At 71.3% G+C, this 26757-nt stretch carries 26 protein-coding genes and 1 pseudogene; 14 read left to right on the forward strand and 13 right to left on the reverse strand.

The annotated features are described in order from the left end of the window. The first annotated feature begins 58 nt into the window (after window positions 1-58). Window positions 59-718 carry a peptide deformylase gene (locus OG718_RS11195; RefSeq protein ID WP_328844054.1) on the forward strand — a complete coding sequence of 220 codons (660 nt, stop codon included), beginning with the start codon at window positions 59-61 and terminating at the stop codon, window positions 716-718. Between the two features lie 109 nt (window positions 719-827). Here the strand turns inward: OG718_RS11195 and OG718_RS11200 are convergent, their stop codons facing one another. Continuing rightward, window positions 828-2261, reverse strand: a complete 1434-nt coding sequence (locus OG718_RS11200) for a dihydrolipoyl dehydrogenase family protein (RefSeq protein ID WP_328844055.1) — start codon at window positions 2259-2261, stop codon at window positions 828-830. A gap of 122 nt (window positions 2262-2383) precedes the next feature. On the opposite strand from OG718_RS11200, the gene trxA reads away from it, so the two are divergent. Then, a complete protein-coding gene (trxA, locus tag OG718_RS11205) occupies window positions 2384-2758 on the forward strand; it encodes a thioredoxin (RefSeq protein ID WP_055616075.1) in 375 nt (124 codons plus the stop codon). Between the two features lie 39 nt (window positions 2759-2797). Here trxA and OG718_RS11210 read toward each other — a convergent pair whose 3' ends face one another. From OG718_RS11210 to OG718_RS11225, 4 genes and pseudogenes are all read right to left on the reverse strand, one after another. Next, window positions 2798-4234 carry a benzaldehyde dehydrogenase gene (locus tag OG718_RS11210; RefSeq protein ID WP_328847733.1) on the reverse strand — a complete coding sequence of 479 codons (1437 nt, stop codon included), beginning with the start codon at window positions 4232-4234 and terminating at the stop codon, window positions 2798-2800. Window positions 4235-4294: 60 nt separating this feature from the next. Next, a pseudogene (locus OG718_RS11215) lies at window positions 4295-5476 on the reverse strand (4-hydroxybenzoate 3-monooxygenase); the annotation flags it as partial. 18 nt (window positions 5477-5494) lie between these two features. Beyond that, window positions 5495-6529 (reverse strand): LacI family DNA-binding transcriptional regulator, encoded by a 1035-nt coding sequence (locus tag OG718_RS11220; protein WP_143634735.1) that lies wholly within the window; start codon window positions 6527-6529, stop codon window positions 5495-5497. Window positions 6530-6639: 110 nt separating this feature from the next. Continuing rightward, window positions 6640-7302 carry a TetR/AcrR family transcriptional regulator gene (locus tag OG718_RS11225; protein WP_328844056.1) on the reverse strand — a complete coding sequence of 221 codons (663 nt, stop codon included), beginning with the start codon at window positions 7300-7302 and terminating at the stop codon, window positions 6640-6642. 118 nt (window positions 7303-7420) lie between these two features. Between OG718_RS11225 and OG718_RS11230 the strand changes: the two genes are divergently transcribed. Together OG718_RS11230 and OG718_RS11235 are read left to right on the forward strand one after the other, a co-directional pair. Continuing rightward, complete coding sequence (locus OG718_RS11230) at window positions 7421-7984, forward strand: NAD(P)H-dependent oxidoreductase (protein ID WP_143634731.1); 564 nt, start codon at window positions 7421-7423, stop codon at window positions 7982-7984. A gap of 188 nt (window positions 7985-8172) precedes the next feature. After that, the gene (locus OG718_RS11235) at window positions 8173-9027 is read left to right on the forward strand and encodes an HAD family hydrolase (protein WP_328844057.1); all 855 of its coding nucleotides are present in this window, start codon (window positions 8173-8175) and stop codon (window positions 9025-9027) included. A gap of 126 nt (window positions 9028-9153) precedes the next feature. Here OG718_RS11235 and OG718_RS11240 read toward each other — a convergent pair whose 3' ends face one another. Then, window positions 9154-10035, reverse strand: coding sequence for an LLM class F420-dependent oxidoreductase (locus OG718_RS11240; protein ID WP_328844058.1), 882 nt, complete (start codon window positions 10033-10035; stop codon window positions 9154-9156). Window positions 10036-10266: 231 nt separating this feature from the next. On the opposite strand from OG718_RS11240, the gene OG718_RS11245 reads away from it, so the two are divergent. The 4 genes from OG718_RS11245 to OG718_RS11260 all read left to right on the forward strand — a co-directional run bounded on the left by OG718_RS11245 (window position 10267) and on the right by OG718_RS11260 (window position 14182). Next, window positions 10267-11709: an amidase gene (locus OG718_RS11245; protein ID WP_328847734.1), complete on the forward strand. Its 1443-nt coding sequence runs from the start codon at window positions 10267-10269 to the stop codon at window positions 11707-11709. Window positions 11710-11719: 10 nt separating this feature from the next. Further along, window positions 11720-11938, forward strand: a complete 219-nt coding sequence (locus tag OG718_RS11250; RefSeq protein ID WP_143634725.1) for a hypothetical protein — start codon at window positions 11720-11722, stop codon at window positions 11936-11938. Window positions 11939-12083: 145 nt separating this feature from the next. Then, window positions 12084-13580: an SPFH domain-containing protein gene (locus OG718_RS11255; RefSeq protein WP_143634723.1), complete on the forward strand. Its 1497-nt coding sequence runs from the start codon at window positions 12084-12086 to the stop codon at window positions 13578-13580. A 146-nt stretch (window positions 13581-13726) separates the two neighbouring features. Beyond that, window positions 13727-14182, forward strand: a complete 456-nt coding sequence (locus OG718_RS11260; protein WP_443054991.1) for a type II toxin-antitoxin system PemK/MazF family toxin — start codon at window positions 13727-13729, stop codon at window positions 14180-14182. On the opposite strand, the gene OG718_RS11265 is transcribed toward OG718_RS11260, so the two are convergent. After that, entirely contained in the window at window positions 14167-15081 is a 915-nt protein-coding gene (locus tag OG718_RS11265) for a TIGR02452 family protein (protein WP_328844060.1), read from the reverse strand. The two genes, OG718_RS11260 and OG718_RS11265, sit on opposite strands and share 16 nt — an antisense overlap. A 257-nt stretch (window positions 15082-15338) precedes the next feature. Between OG718_RS11265 and egtA the strand changes: the two genes are divergently transcribed. The 5 genes from egtA to OG718_RS11290 all read left to right on the forward strand — a co-directional run bounded on the left by egtA (window position 15339) and on the right by OG718_RS11290 (window position 20106). Further along, complete coding sequence (egtA, locus tag OG718_RS11270) at window positions 15339-16673, forward strand: ergothioneine biosynthesis glutamate--cysteine ligase EgtA (RefSeq protein WP_143634720.1); 1335 nt, start codon at window positions 15339-15341, stop codon at window positions 16671-16673. Further along, on the forward strand, window positions 16670-18016 hold the full coding sequence (gene egtB / locus OG718_RS11275) for an ergothioneine biosynthesis protein EgtB (protein WP_328844061.1): 1347 nt from the start codon (window positions 16670-16672) through the stop codon (window positions 18014-18016). Before egtA ends, egtB begins: the two co-directional genes overlap by 4 nt. Further along, a complete protein-coding gene (gene egtC / locus OG718_RS11280; RefSeq protein ID WP_328844062.1) occupies window positions 18016-18807 on the forward strand; it encodes an ergothioneine biosynthesis protein EgtC in 792 nt (263 codons plus the stop codon). Before egtB ends, egtC begins: the two co-directional genes overlap by 1 nt. Beyond that, entirely contained in the window at window positions 18804-19766 is a 963-nt protein-coding gene (gene egtD, locus OG718_RS11285; protein WP_143634713.1) for an L-histidine N(alpha)-methyltransferase, read from the forward strand. The genes egtC and egtD overlap by 4 nt, the downstream gene beginning before the upstream one ends. Before the next feature lie 124 nt (window positions 19767-19890). Next, window positions 19891-20106: a dodecin gene (locus OG718_RS11290; RefSeq protein ID WP_143634711.1), complete on the forward strand. Its 216-nt coding sequence runs from the start codon at window positions 19891-19893 to the stop codon at window positions 20104-20106. Between the two features lie 46 nt (window positions 20107-20152). Here OG718_RS11290 and OG718_RS11295 read toward each other — a convergent pair whose 3' ends face one another. From OG718_RS11295 to OG718_RS11320, 6 genes are all read right to left on the reverse strand, one after another. Next, window positions 20153-20668, reverse strand: a complete 516-nt coding sequence (locus OG718_RS11295) for a phosphatase domain-containing protein (protein WP_328844063.1) — start codon at window positions 20666-20668, stop codon at window positions 20153-20155. A gap of 313 nt (window positions 20669-20981) precedes the next feature. Then, window positions 20982-21461, reverse strand: a complete 480-nt coding sequence (locus tag OG718_RS11300; RefSeq protein WP_260694904.1) for a peptidoglycan-binding domain-containing protein — start codon at window positions 21459-21461, stop codon at window positions 20982-20984. Window positions 21462-21878: 417 nt separating this feature from the next. Then, entirely contained in the window at window positions 21879-22007 is a 129-nt protein-coding gene (locus OG718_RS11305; RefSeq protein WP_328844064.1) for a hypothetical protein, read from the reverse strand. A gap of 272 nt (window positions 22008-22279) precedes the next feature. Further along, window positions 22280-23248, reverse strand: coding sequence for a TerC family protein (locus tag OG718_RS11310; protein ID WP_143634707.1), 969 nt, complete (start codon window positions 23246-23248; stop codon window positions 22280-22282). A 128-nt stretch (window positions 23249-23376) separates the two neighbouring features. Continuing rightward, the gene (locus tag OG718_RS11315; RefSeq protein ID WP_306936252.1) at window positions 23377-24168 is read right to left on the reverse strand and encodes a sulfite exporter TauE/SafE family protein; all 792 of its coding nucleotides are present in this window, start codon (window positions 24166-24168) and stop codon (window positions 23377-23379) included. 252 nt (window positions 24169-24420) lie between these two features. After that, on the reverse strand, window positions 24421-25467 hold the full coding sequence (locus OG718_RS11320) for a LacI family DNA-binding transcriptional regulator (RefSeq protein ID WP_143634703.1): 1047 nt from the start codon (window positions 25465-25467) through the stop codon (window positions 24421-24423). Window positions 25468-25577: 110 nt separating this feature from the next. Here OG718_RS11320 and OG718_RS11325 point away from each other — a divergent pair, with 110 nt between their 5' ends. After that, window positions 25578-26756 carry a phytanoyl-CoA dioxygenase family protein gene (locus tag OG718_RS11325; RefSeq protein ID WP_143634701.1) on the forward strand — a complete coding sequence of 393 codons (1179 nt, stop codon included), beginning with the start codon at window positions 25578-25580 and terminating at the stop codon, window positions 26754-26756. The last annotated feature ends 1 nt before the right edge of the window (window position 26757 follow it).

Consider the following 26757-nt stretch of genomic DNA (forward strand, 5'->3'; position numbering starts at 1 on the left):
TCCGGAATCCAGGGAGAGCCGCCTCGCACCCCGGCGTCCCGCTTGGCATCCTGGCGCGATGGCTTCCCCCAGTGATCCCGTGCCCTCGTCCCTCAGCGACCAGGTGGAGGAACTGCTCTCCCGTACGGGCCCGTTGCCGATCGTCGCCGCCGGTGACCCGGTGCTGCGCCGCGCGGCCGAGCCCTTCGACGGCCAGCTGGACCCGACGCTCCTCGCGCGTTTCGTCGCGGCCCTGCGCGACACGATGCACGCGGCACCGGGCGTCGGGCTGGCCGCGCCCCAGGTCGGCGTGCCGCTGCGCCTCGCGGTCGTCGAGGACCCGGCACCGGTGCCGGACGAGATCCGCGAGGCACGTGGCCGGGTGCCCCTGCCCTTCCGCGTCCTGGTCAACCCGGCGTACGAGCCACTGGGGCCCGCCCGCACCGCGTTCTTCGAGGGCTGCCTGAGCGTGCCGGGCTGGCAGGCGGTGGTGGCCCGGCCCGCCGAGGTGCGGCTCCTGGCCCAGGACGAGAACGGCCGCCCGCTGGACGAGGTGTTCACGGGCTGGCCCGCCCGCATCGTCCAGCACGAGACGGACCACCTGAACGGCACCCTCTACCTGGACCGCGCCGAACTGCGCTCCCTCTCCTCGAACCAGGCGATGCTGGAACGCTGGTCCCACCCGACACCGAGCCGGGCCGCCACGGCCCTCGGCTTCGACCTGCCGGCGGAGAGCTGAGCCCCCGCGCCCCTTTTGAAGGGCCGCGAGGCCTCTTCAAAAGGGGCGCGGGGAACTGCGCGACCAGCCACAACGAACCCGCAGACAAAACCCGCGCCCCAGCGGAGCGTTACGCGTCCCGATACGCCTCCAGCAACCGCAGCCACACCTCGCTCACCGTCGGATACGCCGGAACCGCGTGCCACAGCCGGCTCACCGGGACCTCGCCGGCGACCGCGATCGTGGCGGAGTGGAGCAGTTCGCCGACGCCGGGGCCGACGAAGGTGACGCCACGGAGGGTCTCGGTGTCGAGGTCCACGATCATGCGGGCGCGGCCGCGGTAGCCGTCGGCGTAGAGGCCGGCGCCGGCGACCGAGGAGAGGTCGACGTCGACCGCGCGGACCCGGTGACCGGCTTGTTCGGCCTCGGCGAGGGAGAGGCCGACGGCGGCGGCCTCCGGGTCGGTGAAGACGACCTGGGGAACGGCCGCGTGGTCGGCCGACGCCGCGTGGGCGCCCCACTGGTCCGACTCCAGGAGCGGGACACCGGCGGCGCGGGCCGCGATGGCGGCGCCTGCGATACGGGCCTGGTACTTGCCCTGGTGGGTGAGAAGGGCGCGGTGGTTGACGTCGCCGACCGCGTAGAGCCAGTCGCTGCCCGTCACCCGCAGGCTGTCGTCGACCGACAGCCAGGAGCCGGGGTCCAGGCCGATCGTCTCGAGTCCGAGGTCGTCGGTGCGCGGGGCGCGGCCGGTGGCGAAGAGGATCTCGTCGGCCTCGATGCGGTCGCCCGCGGAGGTGGTGACCACGACCGTCGTGCCGTCCCGTGTCACCGCCTCGACCGACGTGCCCGTACGCACGTCCGCACCCGCCTCCGTCAGCGCCTCGACGATCAGCTCCCCGGCGAAGGGCTCCATCTTGGGGAGCAGGCCCTTTCCCCGGACGAGGAGCGTGACCTTCGATCCGAGGGCCTGCCAGGCGGTGGCCATCTCGACGCCGACGACCCCGCCGCCGACGACCACGAGGCGGCCCGGCACGGCGTGCGCGCTGGTGGCGTCGCGGCTGGTCCAGGGCTTGACCTCGGCGATCCCGGGCAGGTCGGGCACGACCGCGCGGGTGCCGGTGCTGACGGCCACGGCGTGCCGGGCGGTCAGGACGTGCCGCTCCCCGTCGGGGCCGTCGACCGTGACCTTGCGTGGCCCGGCGAGCCGTCCGTGTCCTCGGTAGAGGTCGACGCCGATGCCGTCGAGCCACTGGATCTGGCCGTCGTCCTTCCAGTGCGAGGTGAAGTAGTCGCGGTGGGCGAGGACCGCGTCCGCGTCGAGGGGCCCCTGCACGGCCTGGCTGAGGCCCGGTACGCGGCGTGCGTCCGCACGGGCGATGACCGGGCGCAGCAGGGCCTTGCTGGGCATGCACGCCCAGTAGGAGCACTCGCCGCCGACCAGCTCGCTCTCCACGATCGCGGTGGAGAGGCCTGCCGCGCGGGCGCGGTCGGCGACGTTCTCCCCCACGGGCCCGGCCCCGAGCACCACGACGTCGTACGCGATGGATTCCGATTCCGTCATGGGGTCAGTCTGGTGCTTGGTGTGGGCCGTGGCCACACGGGTACGTGCGCGGAATACGCCACTGATCGACGCCGTTGTGGACAGCGGCAAGGCCCCGACCCCAGGAAGAGGGATTCAACGCCATGAGCAGCACCGTGGAGCTCACCAAGGACAACTTCGACCAGCTGGTCACGGACAACGAATTCGTCCTGATCGACTTCTGGGCGTCCTGGTGCGGCCCGTGCCGCCAGTTCGCCCCGGTCTACGAGAAGGCGGCGGAGGCCAATCCCGACCTGGTCTTCGGCAAGGTGGACACCGAGGCGCAGCCGGAGCTGGCCGCGGCCTTCAACATCCAGTCGATTCCGACGCTGATGATCGTCCGTGACCAGGTTGCCGTCTTCGCCCAGCCCGGGGCGCTGCCCGAGGCCGCCCTTGAGGACGTCATCGGACAGGCCCGGAAGCTGGACATGGACGAGGTCCGCAAGTCGATCGCGGAGCAGGGTCAGCAGGCCCAGTGATCCGCCGGTCTTCCTAGAACCAGTGCCTCGTCGGCGCCCCTAGAAGGGGTAGCCCGCCACGTCCCCTCGCACTGTCGTCCAGCGCAGGTCGGTGAAGGCCTCCAGGTTGGCCTCGCCGCCGAACCTGGCGCCGGTGCCGGAGGCGGCGATGCCGCCGAAGGGCGCGACGGCCTCGTCGTTGACGGTCTGGTCGTTGATGTGGACGATCCCGGTGGGAACGCGCTCGGCGAGGTCGAGGCCACGCGCGGTGTCCCGGGTGACGATGCCCAGCGAGAGGCCGTACGGCCCGGCGGACGCGAGGGCGGCGGCCTCGTCGACGGTGCTGAAGGAGCGCACCGGCGCGACCGGTCCGAAGACCTCCTCGGCGTACGCGGGGGTCGAGTCGTCGACCCCGGCGAGGACCGTCGGACGGTAGAACAGCCGGTCGTGGGTGCCGCCCGCCGCCAGCTTCGCGCCGCGTGCGGTGCTGGACTCCACCAGGCCGTGGATCTTGGCGAGCTGGGCGTCGTCGATGATCGGCCCGAGGTGCACGTGCTCCCGGTGCGGGTCGCCGACGGCCAGCGAGTCGGCCTTCGCCGCGAGCCGCTCGATGTACTCCTCGTAGAGCGAGGCGTGGACGAGGTGGCGGCCGGTGGTCATGCAGATCTGGCCCTGGTGGAAGAACGAGCCCCAGGCCGCCGTGGAGATCACCGCGTCGATGTCGGCGTCCTCCAGCACGATCAGCGCGGAGTTGCCGCCCAACTCCAGGTGTACGCGCTTGAGATGGCGCCCCGCGGCCTCACCCACCGCGCGTCCGGCGGCAGTCGAGCCGGTGAACGAGATCACCGGTACCTGCGGGTCGGCGACCAGTGCCTGCCCGGCCTCCGGTCCTCCGGGCAGCACGTGCAGCAGTCCCTCCGGCAGGCCCGCCTCCGCGAAGACCGCGGCGAGCGCGAGGCCGCCGCAGACCGCGGTGCGCGGATCCGGCTTCAGCACGACGCCGTTGCCGAGCGCGAGCGCCGGGGCCACCGAGCGGATCGAGAGGATCAGCGGGGCGTTGAAGGGCGAGATCACTCCCACGACGCCGACCGGGACACGCCGTGTGTACGACAGCCGGGCGGCCTCCGAGGGCAGGACCTGCCCGGCCGGACGCGACGCGAGCGCGGCCGCCTCGTAGCACTCCTGGGCCGCGACGTGCAGTTCGAAGTCGGCCTTGCCGGGTATGGAGCCGGACTCGCGCACGATCCAGTCGCGCAGTTCGCCGGCGTGCTCGGTGAACAGGTCGCCGGCCTTGCGCAGGACGGCGGCGCGCACGAAGTGCGGGGCGCGGGCCCACTCGGCCTGGGCCGCACGGGCGGCACCTGCGGCTGCCGTGACGTCCTCGGCAGAGGCAAGCGTGACGGTGCCGAGCGGGTCGCCGGTCGCGGGCTCCGTGACGGCGTACTCACCGCCCGACAAGCTGGGGGACTGCCAGTTCTCCGGGTCGAGCAGCGGCATGTCGGCTCTCCGATCGGTCAGTGGACACCGGTGGGGACCCACAGCGCGAACGGTGGCCGCGAGCGGAAGTCCCGTGTAGTTCGCGGCCAGTTCGGCGGCCGCGGGCCGGGATGCCGCGATCCGCCGCAGTCGCGCGAGCTGCAGCCGGTCCTCGAAGGCATCCCCATCTGGTTGAGCGTGCAACATCTTAGTCATGTCGTACGAGAAGCGCGTCGCCTGCCAGACCCGGTCGAGGCACAACTCCGAGTAGGAGTCGAGGAGTTGGGTCGATCCAGAGCGGTGGAGCTCGGCGAAGCCGCGGGCCAGGACCCGGACGTCGGAGACGGCCAGGTTCAGCCCCTTGGCGCCCGTCGGCGGCACGATGTGCGCGGCGTCCCCGGCGAGGAAGAGGCTTCCGTGGCGCATCGGCTCGTGGACGTAACTCCTCATCCCGGTGACCGACTTGGAGGTGATCGGGCCGCGCTCCAGCCGCCAGTCGCCGTCGATCGCGAAGCGTGCGTCGAGCTCGTCCCAGATGCGTTCGTCGGGCCAGTCGTCGGCGTCGGTGCCGTTCGGGACCTGCAGATACAGCCGCGAGACCGACGTCGAGCGCATGCTGTGCAGTGCGAAGCCTCCCGGGCCGCGCGCGTAGATCAACTCCTCGCAGGAGGGCGCCACATCGGCCAGGATCCCGAGCCAGGAGTAGGGGTAGTCGTGCTCGTACGTGCGACTGACGGCGGCCGGGAAGGCGTCGCGGGCGATGCCGTGGAAGCCGTCGCAGCCGACCACGTAGTCGCAGGTGAGGGTCTGTTCGCGGCCGTCGTGCACAAAGCGCACGAGAGGTGCGCCGCCGCCGGGCTCCTCGGCGGCGTTCTCCACGGCGAGGACCTCGGCCTCGAACAACAGCGGCGGCCCGTCGGCGAGTTGGAGTTCCACGAGGTCCTTCACGATCTCTGTCTGGGCGTAGATCGTGACCGTGCGGCCGCCGGTGAGCACGGGAAAGTCGATGCGGTGCCGCTCCCGGTCGAAGCGCAGTTCGATGCCGTTGTGGACCAGCCCCTCGACCTCCAGCCGGTCGGCGGCACCGCACTCGCGCAGTGCGTCCACCGTGCCCTGCTCCAGCATCCCGGCGCGCTGCCGCTGCTCGACGTACGCGCGGGTCCTGCTCTCCAGGACGACACAGTCGATCCCCGTCCGGTGCAGCAGCCGGGCCAGCAGGAGCCCTGCCGGGCCCCCGCCGATGATGCCGACCGTGGTCCGCATGACGCGCCTCCCAGGTGTTCAGCTCGATTCGCGGTGCACGACCGTCGCTCCCAGCACCTCGTGCGCCTCCGGCGGGGCGCCGGGCTCCCGCACCGCGCGGTCGACCAGCTCGGCGAGCTCCCGTCCGGACGGCAGGTCGAGGTGGACGGTGCTCAGCCGGGGACGCAACAGTCGGCCGAGCATCAGGTCGTCGGCGCCGATGACAGCAGTGTCCCCCGGGATGCCGATGCCTTCATCCTGAAGGGCGCGCATCAGCAGCATCGCGTACTCGTCGTTGTATGCGAACACTGCGTCCAGGCCCAACGAGCTCCAGCGCGCGGCGAGTTGGGACGCGGCCTCCTCGTCGTAGGCGAGCGACACCTCGGTCACCGTCGTGTCCCTGCCGCTGAGGGCCTGCCGTACGCCTTCGAAGCGGGGCTTGGAGAAGATCTCCAGGCCGGGGTCCTCGGGCACCACGACCCCGACGCGGCGGTAGCCGCGGGCCCGCAGATGGGCGCCCGCGCTCCGGCCGACTTCGTGGTGGTCCATGATCAGGGCGTGCGCGCCCTCGACCCGGTCGGGGCCGAGGGTGACGACGGCCCGGGCGCCGGAGCGCTTGAGGACGGCCACGCCCTCCGTGCCGAGTCCGCTGCCGGGCACGAGCACGGCGACCGGGCGCAGCTCGGCCCAGGCGCGGGCCGCCTCGTCACCCTGGAGGCCGACACTGCCGTACTGCACGACGGTGTAGTCGAGGCGGCTCAGGGCCCACTGGAGTTCGTTGAAGAACTGGCTGTAGAGCGGGCCCACGGGCACGTCCGGCGCGGGCATCAGGACCATGCGGCTGTGCCCGGCGCGCAGGCTGCGGGCCGCGGCGTGCGGGACGTACCCGAGTTCCTTGGCCGCCTGGTGGACGCGGCGGCGGGTGGGCTCACTGATCCGTACGGCGCTGGTGTTGTTCAGGACGTAGGAGACGGTCGCGCGCGAGACCCCCGCCAGGCGGGCCACATCGGCACTCGTGGGCACGGAGTGCGGCGCGGGCGACGTAGGGGCGGATGTTTTCGGTATCTGCACCATGACGTACGGCATCTTCGCAGAAGCCGGGGAAGGGCTCGGGGCCGGGGGCGCCGCGCGTGCCGGACCTGCGGAACCGCCGCCCCGGGCTCGGTTCGGCCCAACTGGAAGCCCTACTGGGGCAGTTCCGTACGGGTCACGCGCGCGACCAGGTCGATCCATCCTGCCTCCAGGCGCTCGATCGACATCCCGCACTCCTTGGTCAGGTGGTGGATCAGGGCGGGGTCGAGATAGCCCATCAGGGTCTGCGCGAGGAGGGCGCAGTCGGCGTCGGGCACCGCCTGCCGCAGCAGCAGGGTGACGTGACCGGACAGAAAACGCGTAGGCGGGTTGGAGTATCGGCGGGCCGCCTCCGGCTGGGCCGCCAGCTGGAGCTCCAGATGGTCGGCCGCCTGACGCAGGACGGCCTGGCCGAAAGCCCGCAGCCGCTCGACGGGCGGCGCCCCTGGGCCCAGCGGCGGCGGCCCGCCGAGGAAGGCCGCCTGGAGCTGTTTCGCGGAGTGGTCGAGGAGGGCCGTCAACAGGCCGGTGCGGTCGCCGAAGCGACGGAAGACCGTCCCTTTGCCCACCGAGGCCGCCACGGCCACCGCCTCCATCGTGACGCCGGCCGCTCCGTGCTCCTCGATCAGCCGGGTGGCCGCCTCCAGCAGCCGGGCCCGGTTCCGCGCCGCGTCGGCACGCAGGCAGGGCTCGTCCTCGGCGGACGTGAGCTCCAGCAGGACGGGCTCACTGGTCGGTTCCTGGGGCTTCGGGAGGGGCGGCAGGGAGGCGGACATGAACACAGCGTATCGCCCCGGGAAGAAAACTGGACCGCGGTCCGTTTAGGTGCTAGAACTTTAAACGGACCCCGGTCCGGATCGTAACGGCAATGTTTCAGCCCCCTTGGAGTTCCCCATGTCTGTTCGTATCCTCGCGCTCGTCGGCAGCCTCCGCGCCGGCTCCCACAACCGCCAGCTCGCCGAGGCCTCCGTCAAGCTCGCCCCCGAGGGCGCGGAGATCGACCTGTTCGAGGGCCTCGCCGAGATCCCCTTCTACAACGAGGACATCGACGTGGAGGGCAACGTCCCGGCCGCCGCCGTCCGGCTGCGCGAGGCCGCGGCCGCCGCCGACGCCCTGCTGCTCTTCTCGCCCGAGTACAACGGCACCATCCCGGCCGTCCTGAAGAACGCCATCGACTGGCTGTCCCGCCCGTTCGGCGCAAGCGCCCTCAAGGACAAGCCCCTCGCCGTAGTCGGCACCGCCTACGGCCAGTTCGGCGGCGTCTGGGCGCAGGACGAGACCCGCAAGGCAGCGGGCATCGCCGGCGCCAAGGTCCTCGAGGACATCAAGCTCTCCATCCCCGGCTCCGTGGTCCGCTTCGCCGAGACGCACCCGGCAGACGACACCGAGGTCGCCGCTCAGCTCACCGAGGTCATCGGCCGGATCCACGGCGAGGCCGGCGCGCCCGTCGCCGCCTGACGACCACGCCCGTCGCCGCCTGCCTCACGACGGCAGGCTCCCGCGGCTCGCCGCGAGGGCGGGAGGGGGCCGGAACCGACCTGGTTCCGGCCCCCTCCCGCACGTTCGTCCGGTGGCCGCCTCCCGGCAGCACCGGTCCCCACGGCCCGGCCGGGCCATCGGTCCGGCCCGGAAGGCACCGGTTCACGATGACGACGACGCCCGACCCGGCCCCCGTACCCGCCACGCCGCCGAAGCTCGTGGCCACCGACCTGGACGGGACGCTGCTGCGCAGCGACGGGACCCTCTCCGGGCGGACGGCGGCCGCGCTCGCCGCGGCCGAGGCGGCCGGAATCCGCCTGGCCCTCGTCACCGGCCGACCCCCGCGCGGGCTTCCCGCCCTGCACCGCGACATCGGCCGGCACTTCGCCGTCACCGCCAACGGCGCCGCCGTGTACGCGCCCGACGGCACGCCCGTACGGCTGTCGCCGTTCCCCACCCCATCGGTGGCCCCGCTCGTGGCTCGGGTGCGCGCGGCGGTGCCGGGTGCAGCCTTCGCCTTCGAGTACGAGACGGTCTTCGGCCACGAACCGGCGTACCCCGCCTGGTCGTACGGGGAGTCCGAGGTCGAACTGATCGGCAGTGCCGAGGAGTTGCTGGCGGGGGCTCCCGGCCGTCCGCTCCTCAAGATCCTTGCTCATCATCCGACGCTGTCGTTGCGCGACTTCCATGCGCGGGCGCATGTCAGCGCGGGCACGGACGCCGAGACCACGCACTCCACGGGGCTCGCGCTCGTGGAGTTCAGCGCCCCGGGAGTCACCAAGGCCAGCGCGCTGACCGCCTGGAGTGCCGGCCTCGGCATACGTCCCGACGACATCGCCGCGTTCGGTGACATGCCCAACGACCTGCCCATGCTCAGGGCGGTGGGCCGCTCTTACGCCATGGCCAACGCCGATCCGTCGGTCACGAGGGCGGCGCGGTTCCACACCGCCTCGAACGACGAGGACGGGGTGGCCCGGGTGCTGGAGCAGTTCGTCGCACTGGCGCGCCGCCAGCCCGCGTAGGCGGCGCACCCGAAGCCCCGCGGCTCAGGCCTCACCCGAAGTTCCGCGGCTGAGGCCTCACCCGAGGCCCTGTGGTCGGGCCGCGCCTCGAGCCCGGTGGTCGGGCGGCGCCAGAAGCCTTGTGGTTCAGCCGAGTTCGGCCAGCCGCTCGACCGCCGGGGCCACCCTCCGTTCGATCCACTCGGCCGGCTCGTCCACGCGCGGGCCGAGGATCACGGTCTCGATGCCGATCTTGGCGTAGCCCTCCAACTCCCGGGTGAAGGCGTCGAGTTCGGCCTCGCCCCGCGGATCGCCCGAGTGGGTGAGCGTCTTGTGGATGTCGGCGTACTCGCGCCCCACGGCGTCGCAGTGCCCGCGCAGGACGTCGAGCTTGTGCGCGACCTCCTCCGGGGTCGAGGCGAAGAGGTTGCAGGCGTCCCCGTACTGGGCGACCAGCCGGAGGGTCTTCTTCTCGCCACCCCCGCCGATCATGATCCTCGGACGCGGAGTGCTCACCGGCGCCGGTACGGAGAGGGTTTCGGCGAGCTGGTAGTGCTTGCCCTCGAAGGGGCCATTGACCTCCGGGTCCCACATCTGCAGGCAGATCCGCAGCGTCTCCTCAAGGCGCTCGAAGCGCTCCGCGAGCGGCGGGAACGGCACGCCCAGACCCTCGTGCTCGCGGCCGTACCAGGCCGCTCCGATGCCCAGGGCGGCCCGGCCGCCGGACAGGACGTCGAGCGTGGTGGCGATCTTGGCGAGCAGTCCGGGATGCCGGTACGTCACGCCGGTCACCAGCGTGCCGAGCTGGACCGTGGAGGTGTGGGCCGCCAGGAAACCGAGGGTCGTGTAGGCCTCCAGCATGTCGCTCTCGGCGCCGCCGTTGAACTCCATCTGGAAGTAGTGGTCCATGACCGACATCCAGCTCACGCCCGCCGCCTCCGCGGCGGCGCCCGCCGCGGCCAGCTCGGGACCGAGCGCGGCCGCGCCCCGGGGGTGGTTGAACCGGTTGATGTGTACGCCGACCCGCATGTCCGTCTCCGTCGCCCTGGGCTCACCGTCGGACCGTCACCGACTGTCATGACGGTAGATCTTGGAGCGCTCTCCAAGTCAAGGGCCGACGCGCCCTCCGACCGGTGGGAGCGACGCCACGGACGGGCGAATCACCGCGCCGGGGGAAGTCGCCCTTCCCGTACCACTGAGCCCGCGTTGACGTTACCGTTCAGTAGACAACGCACTCCCGGAGGTGGCCGTATGACTCCCGTGACTCCCGACCGTGCCGCGGGTCTCGCGGAGTGTGCCCGTGCCCTGGCCGAGGGAACGGTCTCCTCACGGGCGCTCGTCGAGGAGACCCTCGCCCGGATCGAGGCCGCTCAGGGCACGCTCAACGCCTTCCGGCTGGTACGTGCCGAGGCCGCGCTCGCCGAGGCCGACGCCGCGGACAAGGAGCTGGCGGCGGGCGAACGCCGACCGCTGCTCGGGGTCCCGGTCGCGGTCAAGGACGACATGGACGTGGCGGGCGAGCCGACCGCGTTCGGCTGCCGCGGGGAGTTCCCGCCGGTGGCCGAGGACGGCGAGGCGGTCCGCCGGCTGCGGGCGGCCGGGGCCGTGGTCGTCGGCAAGACCAACACCTGCGAGTTCGGACAGTGGCCCTTCACCGAGGGGCCGGCCTTCGGCGACACGCGCAACCCGTGGCACACCGGGCACACGCCGGGCGGTTCGTCCGGCGGTTCGGCGGCCGCGGTCGCGGCCGGTCTGGTGCCCGCCGCGCTGGGCTCGGACGGCGCGGGCTCCGTGCGGATCCCGGCCTCCTGGACGCATCTGATCGGCATCAAACCGCAGCGCGGCCGCATCTCGACCTGGCCCCGCGCGGAGTCCTTCCACGGCATCACGGTCAACGGCACGCTCGCCCGCACGGTCGAGGACGCCGCGCTGCTGCTGGACTCGGCGAGCGGCAGCCACGAGCGCGATCTGCACCGCCCGTCCGCGCTGAGCGTGTCGGACGCGGTGGGCCGCGATCCGGGCAGGCTGCGCATCGCGCTCTCGCTGAAGCCGCCGTTCACGGCGCTGCCCGCACGGCTGCGGTCCGACGTACGGGCCCGGGTCCTCGCGCTCGCGGAACGGCTGGCCGCGCTCGGCCACGAGGTCGAGGAGGCCGATCCGCCGTACGGGCAGATCGGGCTGACCTTCATCCCGCGCGCCACGGCCGGGATCGCGGAGCGAGTGCGCGAGACGCCCCATCCCGACCTGCTCGACCGGCGCACCCTGGAAGCCGCCCGACTGGGCCGGGTGCTCGGCGGGGCCCCGCTGCGGCTGGCCCGGCGCGCCGAGGCGAGGCTGCACCGGCGCATCGGCGCGCTCTTCGACACGTACGACGTGGTGCTCGCGCCGACGACAGCCGCTCCCCCGCCGCGCATCGGCGCCCTGCACGATCTGAGCGGCTTCGGCACCGACCGGGCCATGATCGCCGCCTGTCCGTACGCCTGGCCGTGGAACGTGCTGGGCTGGCCCGGCGTCAACGTCCCCGCGGGGTTCGTCGACGGCTCCCTGCCGGTGGGTGCGCAGCTGCTCGGGCCCGCGAACAGCGAACCCCTTCTCGTGTCGCTGGCCGCGCAGTTGGAGGCGGACCAGCGGTGGTACGAGCGCTGGCCGAGCGGTGAAGTGGACGGTGCCGTACCTGAGTTCGGGGCGCCCTCCGGCCCGTAGTCTGGGGACCATGGACGACGCGTCGATGGTGGGCCTCATGGGACGGGTGACCGGCACGATCGGGCCGGGGCTCGTCGGCGAGGTGATCGTCCGGGTCCGCGGCGGCGCGGAGCATTTCCTCGCGTATCCCGCCTCCCCGAAGGACCGCATCGAGACGGGCACGGTGGTGATGGTGGTGGAGTACCTGCCGCCCCGGACGGTGTACGTGTCGGCGGCGTACGACAGTTGAGCCGGCCGTGGGCGTCTGTGCCATGTGAGCGTGTCGTGCTCGTCAAAGATGCACCAAAGACCCGCCGGCGTCTGTACCCCCGGGCCCGACCGGGCGCACACTCCGTTCGTTCGGTGCCGAAAGGGCACCATCCAACAGGGGGCGTATGCCGATGGTTGTCGGCGTCGTGGCGGGGGCAGCGGTCCTCGCGCTCATTTTCGTCGTTGTGGTCTTCAAGCTCATGTGGCGTGTCGCGGAGCCCAACGAAGCACTGATCATCTCCGGTTCGAAGCACCGCACCGAAGGCCTTGAGGAGGGCATGGGTTTCCGCATCGTCACCGGACGCGGCACGCTCGTGCTGCCTGGCGTCCAGGCGGTGCGCAAACTCTCGCTCGACCTCAACGAGACCGAGCTGTCCGTGGACTGCGTGACCCACCAGGGCATTCCGCTCAAGGTGCGGGGCGTGGTCATCTTCAAGGTGGGCGACGACTTCGTGTCGATCGCCAACGCGGGCCGCCGCTTCCTCGACCAGCAGAAGCTGATGTCGGAGCGGGTGCACAACGTGTTCGCAGGTCATCTGCGGTCCATCGTCGGCGGGTTGACGGTCGAGGACATGATCCGCGACCGCGACAAGCTCACCGGGCAGACCCGGGCCGCCTGCGGTACGGAGATGGAGAAGCTGGGACTGATCGTCGACTCGCTGCAGATCCACGAGATCGAGGATCCGACGGGCTACATCAAGAACCTGGCCATGCCGCACGCGGCGGCCGTGCAGCGGGACGCCCGGATCGCGCAGGCCGAGGCGAACCGGCGGGCCACCGAGGCCGAACAGCAGGCCGCCGCGCGGATGTCGGAGGCGACCCGGGACAGCGAGATCCTGCAGGCCGGATACCAGGCGGAGCGCGACAACGCCTCCGCCAAGGCCCGGCAGGCCGGACCGCTCGCCGACGCGGCCGCGCGGCAGGAGGTCGTGGTCCAGGAGACACGCGTCGCCGAGCTGGAGGCGCACCGCCGTGAGCAGCAGCTCCAGGCGGACGTCCGCAAGCCCGCGGACGCGAAGGCGTACGAGAAGCGCACGCTGGCCGAGGCCGAGCGCGACGTCCGGATCTCCGCGGCGCAGGCCAAGGCGAAGGAGACGGAGCTCGCGGCCGCGGCGGAGGCGACCCGGGTCACGACGGCCGCGGGTGCCGAGGCCGAGGCGACCAAGGCGCGTGGTTCGGCCGCCGCGACTGCGACCCGGGCCACGGGCGAGGCGGAGGCCGCCGCCCAGCAGGCCAAGGGCCTTGCGATCGCCGAGTCCGCGCGGGCCAAAGGGCTCGCGGAGGCCGAGGCCATCAAGGCACGGGCCGCTGCGCTGGCGGAGAACCAGGAGGCCGTTGTCGCACAGCAACTCGCCGAGAACTGGCCGGAGATCGTGAGGGCCGGTGCGGGGGCGTTCGGGAACGTGGAGCACATGGTGCTGCTCAACGGGGCCGACGGTATGTCTGACATGTTCGCCAAGGCTCTGACGATGGGTGGTACCGGGTTGGGGCTGGCTCGGCAGTTGCTGTCGTCGATGGGTCAGGGTCAGAACGGGCAGGTCGGTAAGGACAGTTCGGCGGTGAACGGGTTTCCTGCCCCGCCGGCCGCTTCGCAGAAGGTTCCGGTGGATGGGGAGTCGTAGAACGGTTGGTGGCCGCCTGCGGTTGTGCGGGGCTGAGCGCGCAGTTCCCCGCGCCCTCAAGAAGGCAGTTGCCCGTACCCCTGGCCAAAGGGGTGCGGGCGACTGGCGAAGGGGCGCCGGGGCTCGTCACAAGGGCGCGCGTTAGCGTGTGCCCCGTGACTGCCTCTGCCGAGCAAGACATCCCCGGCCACTCCGGTCCCTCCGCCACCGTTGAGGCCGATCCGCGCCGGGTGGGTCAGGTGCGTACCGAGTACTCGCCCGCGCACGACGGGGATCCGGACCCGGGCGAGATCGTGTGGACGTGGGTGCCCTTCGAGGAGAACGACGGGCGCGGGAAGGACCGGCCGGTGCTGGTCGTCGCCCGTGAGTCCGCCGGGACGTTTCTCGCCGTGCAGCTGTCGAGCAAGCGGCACGACGGCGACCGGGAGTGGGTGCCGATCGGCAGCGGGCCGTGGGACCGGTCGGGGCGCGACTCATGGGTGGACGTGGACCGGGTGCTGCGGCTGCACGAGAAGGGGATGCGCCGGGAGGCGTGCGCGCTGGACCGGATGCGGTTCAACTCCGTGGTGCACCGGTTGCGGGAGCGCTACGGCTGGCGCTGAACCGCCTTCGCCTCCAGTACCTCCGGGAACGCCCGCTCGAAGGCGCTCAGGACCACCGTGCCCTTCGTACGGTCGAGGACTCCGAACACGATGTGCTCGAAGGAGCCGGCGAACCGGCCGCCGTCCGTGAGGAGGGCGCGGAACGCGCCCGCCACCTGCGCCGGGTCGTTCTGGAAGACACCGCAGCCCCAGGCCCCGAGCACCAGCCGTCGGTAGCCGTGCGCCGCTGCCGTCTCCAGGACTCGCTCGGCCCGTGCCGCGAGGGCGCGCGGCAGCTCGGGCACACGCTCCGGTGCCGTGCGCAGGACCACCCCGGCGTTGGGCGCGGCGGCGGTCAGGAATCCGGCGGTGTACGGCTCGTCCAGGAGCCGTCCCCGGTCGTCGCGGAAAACCGGGACGGCCGGTGAGTGGATCACCCGATCGGTGTAGAAGGGGTCGCGGTGCGCCCGGTGGTGGTCGTAGAACTCCCGGGCCTCCACCACGCACGTGTACAGCGCGGAGGCACGGCACAGGGCCTCTTCCTGGGCCTGCGCGCCGTTCAGATAGCCCCCGCCGGGGTTGCGTGCAGAGGCGAAGTTCAGGACCGCGACCGGGCCGGGCAGCCGACGTGCCGCCTCCAGGCTGCTCTCGCCCGTGACCTCGAAGAACGTGTCCACCGGGCCAGCCTGCGAGGACGCCTCAGGGCTGGTCCGAGAGGGGTTCACCGGGCCGCTCCCGGACGGATCCGCAGGACCGGTTCGCGGTGTCTCGACAGGCCCTGGCCCGTACATCCGCGTGCCCTGTCGCGCGGCGGCCACCGCCGCGGCGATCGACACCTCGCGTCCGTCGGACGCGCGGTACGAACCCGCCGCGACGATCTCCTCCGTCTGCCGCGCGATCCCGCGAAGGCGGGCACTCATGGCGCCACCCCTGTACGCGCCATGATCACGTCCCGCGCGATCTCCCCCGACTCCCCCGTCGCATCCCCCGTCGTGCTCATGAACGCATGGTGAGCGATCCTGGTATTGCGCCGCAACAGAGTTTCCCGGCCCCAAAAGCGACGATACGCACCCTTGTGCGAGGCGCCGTAAGGGTCTTGGGTGGGACGAGCGACTGTCGGCCCGGCCCATCCGATGCCGGGCCGGCGGCATGGATGGAATCTCAGGAGGATCCCGACATGTCCGATTCGGTGAGTGACTGTACGGAGCGCCGCCGCTCCGCCGTCACCGAGGCCGAGGTGGAGGCGCTGGTCCGTGGTATCTGTTTCAAGACCGGCCCACCCCGATTCCTCGGTGTTGAACTCGAATGGCTCGTCCACGAGTCGCGTTCGCCGCGACTCCCCGTACCACCAGAACGTCTCGAAGCGGCCTACGCCGCACTGCGGGCCCTGCCCCTGAGTTCGGCGCTCACCGTCGAACCGGGTGGTCAGCTGGAGCTCAGCTCCGCTCCCGCCGCCTCCCTGATGGAGTGCGTGGGATCCGTGTCCGCCGACCTCGACGCCGTACGCGCGGTACTGCGCGAGGCGGACCTGGCCCTCAGCGGTCTCGGCCAGGATCCCTGGAACCCGCCCACCCGCTTCCTCCATGACCCGCGCTACGACGCCATGGAGACCTACCTCGACCGCACGGGCCCCGAGGGCCGCGCCATGATGTGCACCTCCGCCTCCGTCCAGGTCTGTCTGGACGCCGGGTACGAGGAGCCGGGCCCGCTCGGGCACGGGCGGCGCTGGTGGCTCGCGCATCAGCTGGGCGCGGTCCTGGTGGCCGCGTTCGCCCATTCCCCGATGGCCGGTGGTCGGCTCACGGGCTGGCGCTCCACCCGGCAGTCCCTGTGGGCCGCGATGGATCCGGGCCGTTCGAGCGCCCCGCCTCTCGACGGCGATCCGCGGACGGCCTGGGCCCGGCACGTCCTGGACGCGCCGGTGATGTGCGTCCGGGCGCCCAGCGGTCCCTGGAGCGTGCCGGAGGGGATGAGTTTCCGTGCGTGGACCCGGTCCGACGCACCGCCCGACCGGGAGGACCTCGACTACCACCAGACGACCCTGTTCCCGCCGGTGCGGCCGCGCGGCCATCTGGAGCTGCGCATGATCGACGCGCAGCCGGGCGAGAACGGCTGGATCGTGCCGCTCGCCGTGACGGCCGCGCTGTTCGACGACGCGGAGGCCGCCGAGACCGCGTACCGGACGGTCAAACCGCTCGCCGAGCGTGCCGGTTCGCTGCCCGCTCCGCGGAACCCGCTGTGGACGGCGGCCGCCCGCGCGGGTCTGACCGACCCCGAGTTGCGCGAGGCCGCCGTCACCTGTTTCGCGGCGGCCGCCGACGCCCTGCCCCGGATCGGCGCGAGCGCCGAGGTGCAGGAGGCGGTCGCGGAGTTCACCGACCGCTACGTGGCCCGGGGCCGCTGCCCCGCCGACGACATCCTCGACCACGCCGACGGCACCGACCAACTGTTCAACGGCACGGAACTCCGGAGCACGGAACACCTGCTCCCCGGGAAGGACATCCGCACATGACCGGCCCCGACACCCACTCCTCCCCCACCGACCCGGAGACGCTCAGGAAGCGCGCGCTGGCGGCGCTGACCACGGCCCGTGACCGCACCGCGCTCCTGACCTCCTGTGTGGAGGATCCCGAACTGACCGCCCAGCACTCGCCGTTGATGTCGCCGCTGGTGTGGGACCTCGCGCACATCGGCAACCAGGAGGAGCTGTGGCTGCTGCGGACGGTCGCCGGCCGTGACGCGATGCGGCCCGAGATCGACGGCATCTACGACGCGTTCGAGCACCCGCGCGCGGAGCGGCCCTCGCTGCCGCTGCTGCCGCCCGCCGAGGCCCGCCACTACGCGGCCGAGGTGCGCGGCCGGGCGCTGGACGTCCTGGAGAGCGCCTCGTTCCAGGGCACGGGCACCCAGCTGACCGAGGCGGGCTTCGCCTTCGGCATGATCGCCCAGCACGAACAGCAGCACGACGAAACGATGCTGATCACCCATCAGCTGCGCAAGGGACCGACGGCACTGACGGCGCCGGACCCCATGCCCGACCCGGCGTTCACCGGGCCGTCCGAAGTGCTGGTCCCCGGCGGCCCGTTCACCATGGGCACGTCCACCGAGCCGTGGGCCCTGGACAACGAACGGCCCGCGCACCAGCGCCTCGTGCCGCCGTTCCACATCGACACGACTCCGGTCACCAATGGCGCGTACCAGGCGTTCATGGCGGACGGCGGCTACACCGACCCTCGCTGGTGGACGCCCGACGGCTGGGCCCACATCCGGGCGCACTCCATCGAGGCGCCGTTGTTCTGGCGCCGCGAGAGCGGCGAATGGCTCCGGCGGCGCTTCGGCGTCACCGAGCTGGTGCCGCCGAACGAGCCGGTTCTGCACGTCAGTTGGTACGAGGCCGACGCGTACGCCCGCTGGGCGGGCCGGCGGCTGCCGACCGAGGCCGAGTGGGAGAAGGCGGCCCGCCACGACCCGGCGGCCGACCGTTCCACGCGCTACCCGTGGGGCGACGCCGACCCGACGCCCGAGCACGCCAACCTCGGCCAGCGCCATCTGCGGCCGGCCCCCGCCGGCAGTTACCCGGAGGGCCAGTCCCCGCTCGGCGTACGGCAGTTGATCGGCGATGTGTGGGAGTGGACGTCCAGCGATCTGCTCCCCTACCCGGGCTTCTCGGCCTTCCCGTACAGGGAGTACTCGGAGGTCTTCTTCGGGCCCGAGTACAAGGTGCTGCGCGGCGGCTCGTTCGCGGTCGACGCCGTGGCCTGCCGGGGGACGTTCCGCAACTGGGACTACCCGATCCGGCGCCAGATCTTCTCCGGGTTCCGTACCGCTCGGGACGCCGACCCGGAGACCGTCTGATGTGCCGTCATCTCGCGTTCCTGGGTCCCGAGGAGCGACTGGCGAAACTCCTCGTGGACCCGGCGCACAGCCTGTTCCGGCAGTCGTGGGCGCCCCGGCGGCAACAGCACGGGACCGTCAACGCCGATGGTTTCGGGGTCGGTTGGTATGCCGAGGGCGATCCGGTACCGGCGCGCTACCGGCGTACCGGGCCGATCTGGGGCGACCAGTCCTTCGCCGATCTCACGCGGGTGGTGCGCTCGGGCGCGCTGCTCGCCGCGGTGCGCGACGCGACCGTGGCGAGCGCGGACGGCGAGGCCGCGGCGGCGCCGTTCGCCGCGGGCACCTGGCTGTTCAGCCACAACGGCGCGGTCGCCGGCTGGCCGCGCTCCCTGGCCCCGCTCGCCCGGACACTGCCGGCCGCGGACCTGCTGTCGATGGAGGCGCGCTGCGACTCGGCGCTCGTCTGGGCGCTGGTCCTGAACCGGCTGCGCGGCGGCGACGAGGAGGGTCAGGCGCTCGCCGACACGGTCCTCGACGTCGCGGCGGCGGCCCCCGGTTCACGGCTCAACCTCCTGCTCACCAACGGCGAGGTGATCGCCGCCACCGCCTGGGGCGACACGCTCTGGTACCTGACCGAGCCCGGCCGGCGCACCGTCGTCGCGTCCGAGCCGTACGACGACGATCCGCACTGGCAGGAGGTGCCGGACCGCACCCTTCTGGCCGCGAGCCGCACGGACGTCCTGCTCACACCGCTCAAGGACGTGGAAGAACACCTGGCATCCGCCCCACCCAAGGAGCCCAGTACGTGAGCCCGTTCCTCGTCACCCGCACCCTGCCCGAGGACGCCACCGACGCCGCCCTGCGCGCCGACGTCCTGCACGGCCTGACCCGCACGCCCAAGACGCTGCCGCCCAAGTGGTTCTACGACGCGCACGGCAGCGAGCTCTTCGAGAAGATCACCGAACTGCCCGAGTACTACCCCACGCGTGCCGAGCGCGAGATCCTCGTGGCCCGGGCCGCCGAGATCGCCGAGGCGACCGGCGCGCGCACCCTCGTCGAGCTGGGCTCCGGGTCGTCCGACAAGACCCGTCACCTCCTCGACGCCATGCCCGGCCTGCACACGTACGTGCCGGTCGACGTGAGCGAGAGCGCGCTCACCCAGGCCGGGCATGCGCTGATCGCGGAGCGTCCCTCGCTCGACGTGCACGCGCTGATCGCCGACTTCACCGGCGGTCTCACGCTGCCCGACACACCCGGTCCGCGGCTCGTCGCCTTCCTGGGCGGCACGATCGGCAATCTGCTGCCCGCCGAACGCGCCACGTTCCTGGCGTCCGTACGCTCCCTGCTGTCGCCGGGCGACGCCCTGCTGCTCGGCACCGACCTGGTCAAGGACGAGTCGGTCCTTGTCGCCGCCTACGACGACGCGGCCGGGGTGACGGCCGCGTTCAACAAGAACGTGCTGACCGTGGTCGACCGCGAGCTCGGCGCGAACTTCGACCCCGACGAGTTCACCCATGTCGCCCTCTGGGACGCCGAGCGGGAGTGGATCGAGATGCGGTTGCGCGCCCGTTCGGCGCTGACCGTGAAGATCCCCGCGCTCGACCTCGCCGTCGACTTCGCGGAGGGCGAGGAGATGCGGACCGAGGTGTCGGCGAAGTTCCGCGAGGAGAGCGTACGTACGGAGCTGGCCGCGGCCGGTCTTGACCTCACGCACTGGTGGACGGACCCCGAGGGGAGGTTCGCGCTGTCGCTGAGCACGGCCCGGTGACCCGCACCGAGCAGGAACCCGTACGGACCCACGTCCCTCGGGCCTACATCTCGCGGTCCCCCGCCTCGTGCGGCACCGTGGAATGACGCGTGGCACACAGGCCACGGCGGAGAGGAGTACCCGCATGTCCGACCACACCTACCGGATCACCGAGATCGTCGGGAGCTCGCACGAGGGCATCGACGAGGCGATCCGCAACGGCATCGCCCGGGCCTCGCAGACCCTGCGCAACCTCGACTGGTTCGAGGTCACCCAGGTCCGCGGCCAGATCGAGGACGGGCAGATCAAGCACTACCAGGTCGGCCTGAAGGTCGGCTTCCGCCTGGAGGACGCGGGCTGACCTCTGCGGAACCCGACCGCCGCGGGGAGCGGGGGGCGCGAACCCCTCAGGTCCGCCCCTCCCGCTCCTGCGCCACCTTCAACGCCTCGGACGCGGCCGCCCAGCGCGCCCGTACGACGGTGAAGCCGACCCGTTCGGCGTCCTCGCACACGAGCTCGTCGTCGTCCACGAGCACCCGGATCTCACGGCCTTGGGCCAGCCCGCGGAGGATCTCCAGCTTGGTGCGCCGTGCGGGCCTGCGGTCGTCGTTGCGCCGCATCCGCATGCGGCCCTCGGGCAGACCCTGGGCGGCGAGCCAGGCCTCCGTGTCCTTGCGGCAGCGCTCGGGCCGCCCGGTCAGATAGAGGATCTCGCACTCCCGCGCGTGCTCCAGCGCGAGGGCGACGCCCTCCGCGAGCGGCGGATCGTCGGACGCCGCCGCGAAGAACGCGTCCCAGTCGCGCGGCTTGCGCTCCAGGAACTTCTGCCGGTGCGCGGTGTCGGCGAGGGTGCCGTCGAGGTCGAAAACGGCGAGGGGCCGGCGCGCGTCCGACCCGCGGCGTGGCTTGCTGCTGTTCGTCACTCGGCCAACCTTAGAACCCATCTTTGAACCTCTGCTGATCTCGTCACAAGCCCCGGTGGAGGGCTCGGTGCACACACAGAACCCGCTCGCCGCAGTGGTATGGCAGGGGCTTTGCGGAGAGCTTTCGGGTGCTCCAGGTACTGCGGCGGCGCACCTTTCCGGTTCGGGTCGGCGGGCGGATTCTGCCGCTACCGGGCGGGCAGGGGTTTGTTGCGAGGACGCTGGCCAGCTCAGGGCTGACCAATTGGCCTGCAAAGCAGACGTCGACGCCGACCTCAGGCACACAGGTCGGCGTCGACAGACGTTGTGTTGACTAGAAAGGGGGGTTGAGGCAGGCGATAAAACGACCGCTCTCGGTATACAGCGGCCACTCCATCTGTTCACGGGTCGCCGGCCCGTAGTCGCCGTCGGCGCTCACGCCGAGGCGGTTGGCCTGGAGCCACCGAACGGCATCCACCGTGCCGGTGCCGTAGCTCCCGTCTGCCCCTCCGGTGTCTTCGATCCGCCTGGCGGCATAGGTACCGGGGTAGCACTCAGTGATGGCACGCTGCAGCGCCGTGACGGCGTTATCGCTGCCCGTCTGATATTCCATGTAACAGCTCAGACCGTTACCGGTGCGCGCGGGGATTTTGTAGTGATTGCCAGGGTTGCCGCCACTGCCCAACCCATCGGTGCGCTTCACCGTCGTGTTGCACGGACCGTAGGCGGCGTGGGCGGGCGCAGTCATCATCGGGCTGGCCGTCAGGCCAGCGGCGAAGAGGAGAGCCAAAGCCCCCAACACTCCGATCCGCATGCGGAGCGTCGTTGATACTCGTTGCACGATGCAATCCTTCCGGTCGGTGATGCCGCCTCAGTGACGTCCTCGCCCATGGACCTTAGAGTCATCGTGGGCTTCGGACTTTGTCATCCGTGCAGGGAACTTTGTCAGTGGTGCACCGCCTCAAGGTCGCGCCGCTTCACGCGACCGCCATGGCCGGTGTCAGCCCCGTACGACGGGCACGGTAGCCCGGCTCGGTCGCTGAGTGTGCCGGTCGTTTGACCCACAAGGAACGGCCGCCGCGCACACCGGAATACGGGCAAGGCGGCGGTCGAGACCACCTCTGGTTTACAGCCGCGATCTTGTTGAGCTCGACTGCCGCTACCGGTGGGACCACGAGAAGCCGCCCTACCGGTCCGTCAGATCCGTGGCTCGCAGCGAAGGCGCGGGTCATCACGGAGTGCGGAGGGCTGGGGTATTGGGGTGTTGGTTCGACAACTTTTCGACGGCCTCGCGCAGCTTCTCCACGATCTGCTCGTACCGCTGGACGCTGAGGTTGCCGATCTTCTCCGTACTGGGCACCGTGCCCACCCCTGCCAGACCGGAGCACGGCCCCGCCGTAAATGGGGAACCCCGGCCCGCCCCGTAGCGGCAGGATTGCCACACCACTGCGAAGAGCGGGGTCTGTGTGCACCGAGCACGCCACCGGGGCGCGTGTACGAGATCAGCAGAGGTTCAAAGATGGGTTCTTAGAGTCCGGTGCACCGGCGGCAGCGCCCCCATAGGGGCGCGAGGAACCGCGCGACCAGCCACAACGCGCCCGCCGACGACGTGCCGGACTGCCACCGGAGCACCTAGGACACAGACCGGTCGGCCTCCGCCTCCTGCTTCTTCGAGGCCCGCAGGCTGGTGAAGGTCGTCACCGCGAGCACCAGGACGATGAAGCCGAGCGAGAACGGGATGCTGATCTCCGGGACGTGCACCCCGGACTCGTGCAGGGCGTGCAGCACCAGTTTGACGCCGATGAACCCGAGGATGATCGACAGCCCGTACGAGAGATGGACGAGCCTCTTGAGCAGGCCGCCGATCAGGAAGTACAGCTGCCGCAGGCCCATCAGCGCGAAGGCGTTCGCGGTGAAGACGATGTACGGCTCCTCGGTGAGGCCGTAGATGGCCGGGATGGAGTCCAGGGCGAACAGGACGTCCGTGGAGCCGATCGCCAGCATGACCACCATCATCGGGGTCATCACGCGCTTGCCGTTCTGCTCGACCCACAGCTTGGTGCCGTGGTAGCGGTCGGCCACGCCGAAGCGCCGTTCGACCGCCTTGAGCAGCTTGTTCTCCTCGTACTCCTCGTCCCCGTGGCCCTTGCGGGCGTCCTGGACCAGCTTCCACGCGGTCCAGATCAGAAACGCGCCGAAGATGTAGAAGACCCAGGAGAACGTGGAGATGATCGCGGCACCGGCGGCGATGAAGATCGTGCGCAGCACCAGCGCCACCAGCACGCCGACCATCAGTACGCGCTGCTGGTACTGGGTCGGCACCGAGAACTTCGCCATGATCAGGACGAAGACGAAGAGGTTGTCGACGCTGAGCGACTTCTCCGTGATGTAGCCGGCGAAGAACTCGCCCGCCGGCCCGCCTCCGTAGACCACCAGCAGTCCGATCCCGAACGCCACCGCGAGCGCGACCCAGACCGCGCTCCAGATGCCGGCCTCCTTCAGGGAGACCTCATGGGGTTTGCGGCCGATGAAGAAATCCACGGCGATGAGCGCGCAGAGCACTGCGACAGACAGCGCCCACACGCCAAGGGAGACGTTCACTGTTCCTCCGGGGACTGATGGTGCGAACTGACAGCGTTGTTAGGCATCAGAAACAAAACCACCCCCAGAAGGTAAACAAACGCCTACGTGGAGGCATACGCACCGCACTGTGTCGGCGCAGCCGGCGTTCAGGACGCGGTGGCCTCGCGCCACAGGCTCCACGCGAGTCCGAGGCCGGCGAGGGCGATCGCGATCCGCAGCGGGGCCTCGGGCAGGCGCCGTACGACGGCGGGTCCCATCCAGGCACCCACGAAGCAGCCCGCACCGAGCGTGAGGGCGGCCGTCCAGTCGACCGGGGCGAGAAAGGCGTAGGCGACGGCCGCGGTGACGTTGGCCGCTCCGGTGGCGATGTTCTTGACGGCGTTGGTCACCCGCAGCGGTTCCGTGGCGGACAGGGAGAGGACGGCCAGCATGAGGACGCCCGCCGCTGCGCCGAAGTAGCCGCCGTACAGGCCGACGAGCAGAACGGCACAGGCCAGCGGGAGCTTCGGCAGGGAGCCCTGGCCGGTGCTGAATCTCGCGGTCAGCCGTCGCAGGGGTTCGCGGGCCAGGATCAGGACCGAGCCGAGGGCTATGAGCCACGGCACGACCAGTTCGAACGTCGACGACGGGGTGCCGAGGAGCAGGGCCGCGCCCATCGCGCCGCCCAGTGCCGCCGTGAGGGCCAGGCGGACGAGTCGTGCGCGCTGCCCTCGGAGTTCCTCGCGGGAGCCCACCGCGGTTCCGACGGTGTTGGAGAAGAGCGCGACGGTGTTGGTGACGTTGGCCGCCACCGGTGGGAGGCCCGCGGCCAGGAGGGCGGGGTAGCTGAACAGCGAGGCCAGGCCGGCGATCGAGCCTGCGAGGCCGGAGGCTATGCCTGCGGCCAGGAGCAGCAGTGCGGCGCCGGGGTCCGGCTGGCCGGCGATCAGCGCTTGCACGTTGACCTCTTGTCTTCACGGGTGCGGTGGCGTTCTGGCACGCCAGGCGTTGGCGTTCCATATTAGAGACGCTGTCTACATATACAGACAGCGGGTCTCTTCTTCGTGCCGGTATCCCGTGGGACTCGCCGCTTTTCCGCCCCCGCCGCCCCTACCCAGTTCCGTCCCTTCCGGGGGCTTCGCCCCCAGGCCCCCGTATCGCGCTGAACGCGCTCGTCCTCAAACGCCGGACGGGCCGGGTGGCGCGCCCCCTCAGCCCCCGAACGGTGCCAGCGGTGCCCCCGGCGGCATGTTGTAAGGAGTGACCACCTGGATCGCCGAAGGCAGGAAGGGGCCCTCGTCCGGGAGGGCCTTGTGGGCTCGCATGATGGTCTGGCAGGCGCGGCGCATGTCCTGGCGGAGGTCGTGGTGGAGTACGGCGGAGAGGCGGCGTTCGCGCAGGAAGCGGGTGTTGTCGTGGTCCAGGTCGTGGGCGATGAACACCGCGCACTCCCTGCCGAGGGTGTCGAACGCGTCGAGGGTCGCGGCGTTGCCGCCGCCGGCGGAGTAGACGGCGATGACGTCCTCGTCCCGCTTGAGGGCATCGAGGACGAGGTCCCGCTGGGTGGCGTCCAGGCCGTCGCTGTCGGTGACCTCCACCAGGGACCGTCCGGGCTGCGCGATCCGCATCGCACTGCGGAAGCCCATCTCGCGCTCCTCCTCACCGCGGAACGAGCCACGGCTGATCGTGGCGAGGACGTTGCCCGGCCGGTCGCCGAGCCACTGTCCGATGAGGTAGGCGGCGGTGGCGCCCGCGTCCCGGTTGTCGATTCCCACGTACGCCATGCGCGCGCTGCTGGGCAGGTCGCTGACCAGCGTGACGACCGGGATGCCGGTCGCGACCAGCCGGCTGACGGCCGCGCCGATCTCCGGCAGGTCGGGGGCCTTGAGGATCACGCCCTGCGAACCACGCTTGGCGATCCTGTCCATGGTCGCGATCAGGTCGGAGGCGGGGCAGGCCTCCCGGAAGTGGAAGCGTGATCGCACCACGGCGGGGTGCAGTGACGGCAGTTCGGCTTCGAGTGCGTCCCGCACGGCGGTGGAGAACCGCTCCGGCGTCTGCATCACTATGTCGATCATGAACGTACGGCCGCCGATGCGTACCTGGGTCCGCTGACGGTCCAGATCCTTGATCGCCTGGTGCACCTCCATGACGGTGCTCTCCCGTACACCGCCCCGGTCGTTGAGGACCCGGTCGACGGTGGCCTCGCTCAGACCGGCCTGACGGGCGATCTCTCTGATCGGATACGGATGTCGCACGGCGGTCCCCGAAAGCAGAATGATGGACTTTTGATGGGTCTCTGCGGATTGAATGACGGGCTCTGGTTCACAAGACTGGCAGAAAAGCAGGCATGGTGAAAGGACTCGGGATGTCCCCCACTGATGCGGGAGCACCGACTTGGCTCAGCGACGACGACTGCGATCTCGACGCGTTCCGCTCGCTGGTCGAGCAGAGCACCGAACGGCAGGCGTATCCCACGGCCGAGCGGATCGAGCAGAACGTCCTGATCTACGCCAGTGACCGGATCCGCGACCTCGCCGTCACCCCGCGGGGGCGCCGGGAAGTGCAGGCCGAACTGGTGCGGGCCCTGCTGGACGGGCCCGGAGTCGTGGTCCTCAAGGGCGCGTTCCCCGACCCTGCCGTCGTGGACGCGGCCTCCGGTGCCTTCAACGCGCTGATCGAGGAGGAGCGGTCGAGCGGTACGGCCCGCGGAGACCACTTCGCCGCGCCGGGCGCCAACGACCGGGTGTGGAACGCCCTGGACAAGGTGGCCGTGCGTGCGCCGGAGGTGTTCGCGGACTACTACGCCAACGACGTGCTGGCCCTGGCCGCCGAGGCCTGGCTCGGCCCCGCCTACCAGGTGACCTCGCAGATCAACGTGGTCAATCCGGGCGGCGCCGCGCAGAGCGTGCACCGCGACTACCATCTGGGCTTCCTGAGCAACGAGGTCGCCGCCGCGTACCCCGCGCACGTCCACCGTCTCTCCCCGGTACTGACGCTCCAGGGCGCGGTCGCGCACTGCGACATGCCCGTGGAGTCCGGGCCCACGTTGTACCTGCCGCACTCGCAGAAGTACGAGCCCGGCTACCTGGCCTGGCGGCGCCCGGAGTTCATCGCGTACTTCGAGGAGCATCACGTCCAGCTCCCGCTGGAGAAGGGCGACGCGGTGTTCTTCAACCCCGCGCTCTTCCACGCCGCCGGACACAACCGCTCGGCGGACATCAAGCGCATGGCCAACCTGCTGCAGATCTCCTCCGCCTTCGGCCGCGCCATGGAGTCGGTGGACCGGGAGGCCATGGCCGTCGCCCTGCTCCCCGTACTGCTGCGCCGCAAGGAGGAGGGCGCCCCGGAGAGCCGGCTGCGCCGTGTGGTCGCCGCCACCGCCGAGGGCTACCCCTTCCCCACCAACCTGGACCTCGACCCGCCGGTCGACGGTCTCGCCCCGCCCTCGCAGGCGGACACACTCTGGCAGGCAGTCGCCGAAGGCTGGGCCCCGGCCCGCCTCCGCCAGGAACTACAGGCGGGCGCCAAGCGCCGCCGGAGCTGAA

Origin of the sequence: Streptomyces sp. NBC_00258 (assembly GCF_036182465.1) — a bacterium.
GTDB lineage: Bacteria > Actinomycetota > Actinomycetes > Streptomycetales > Streptomycetaceae > Streptomyces.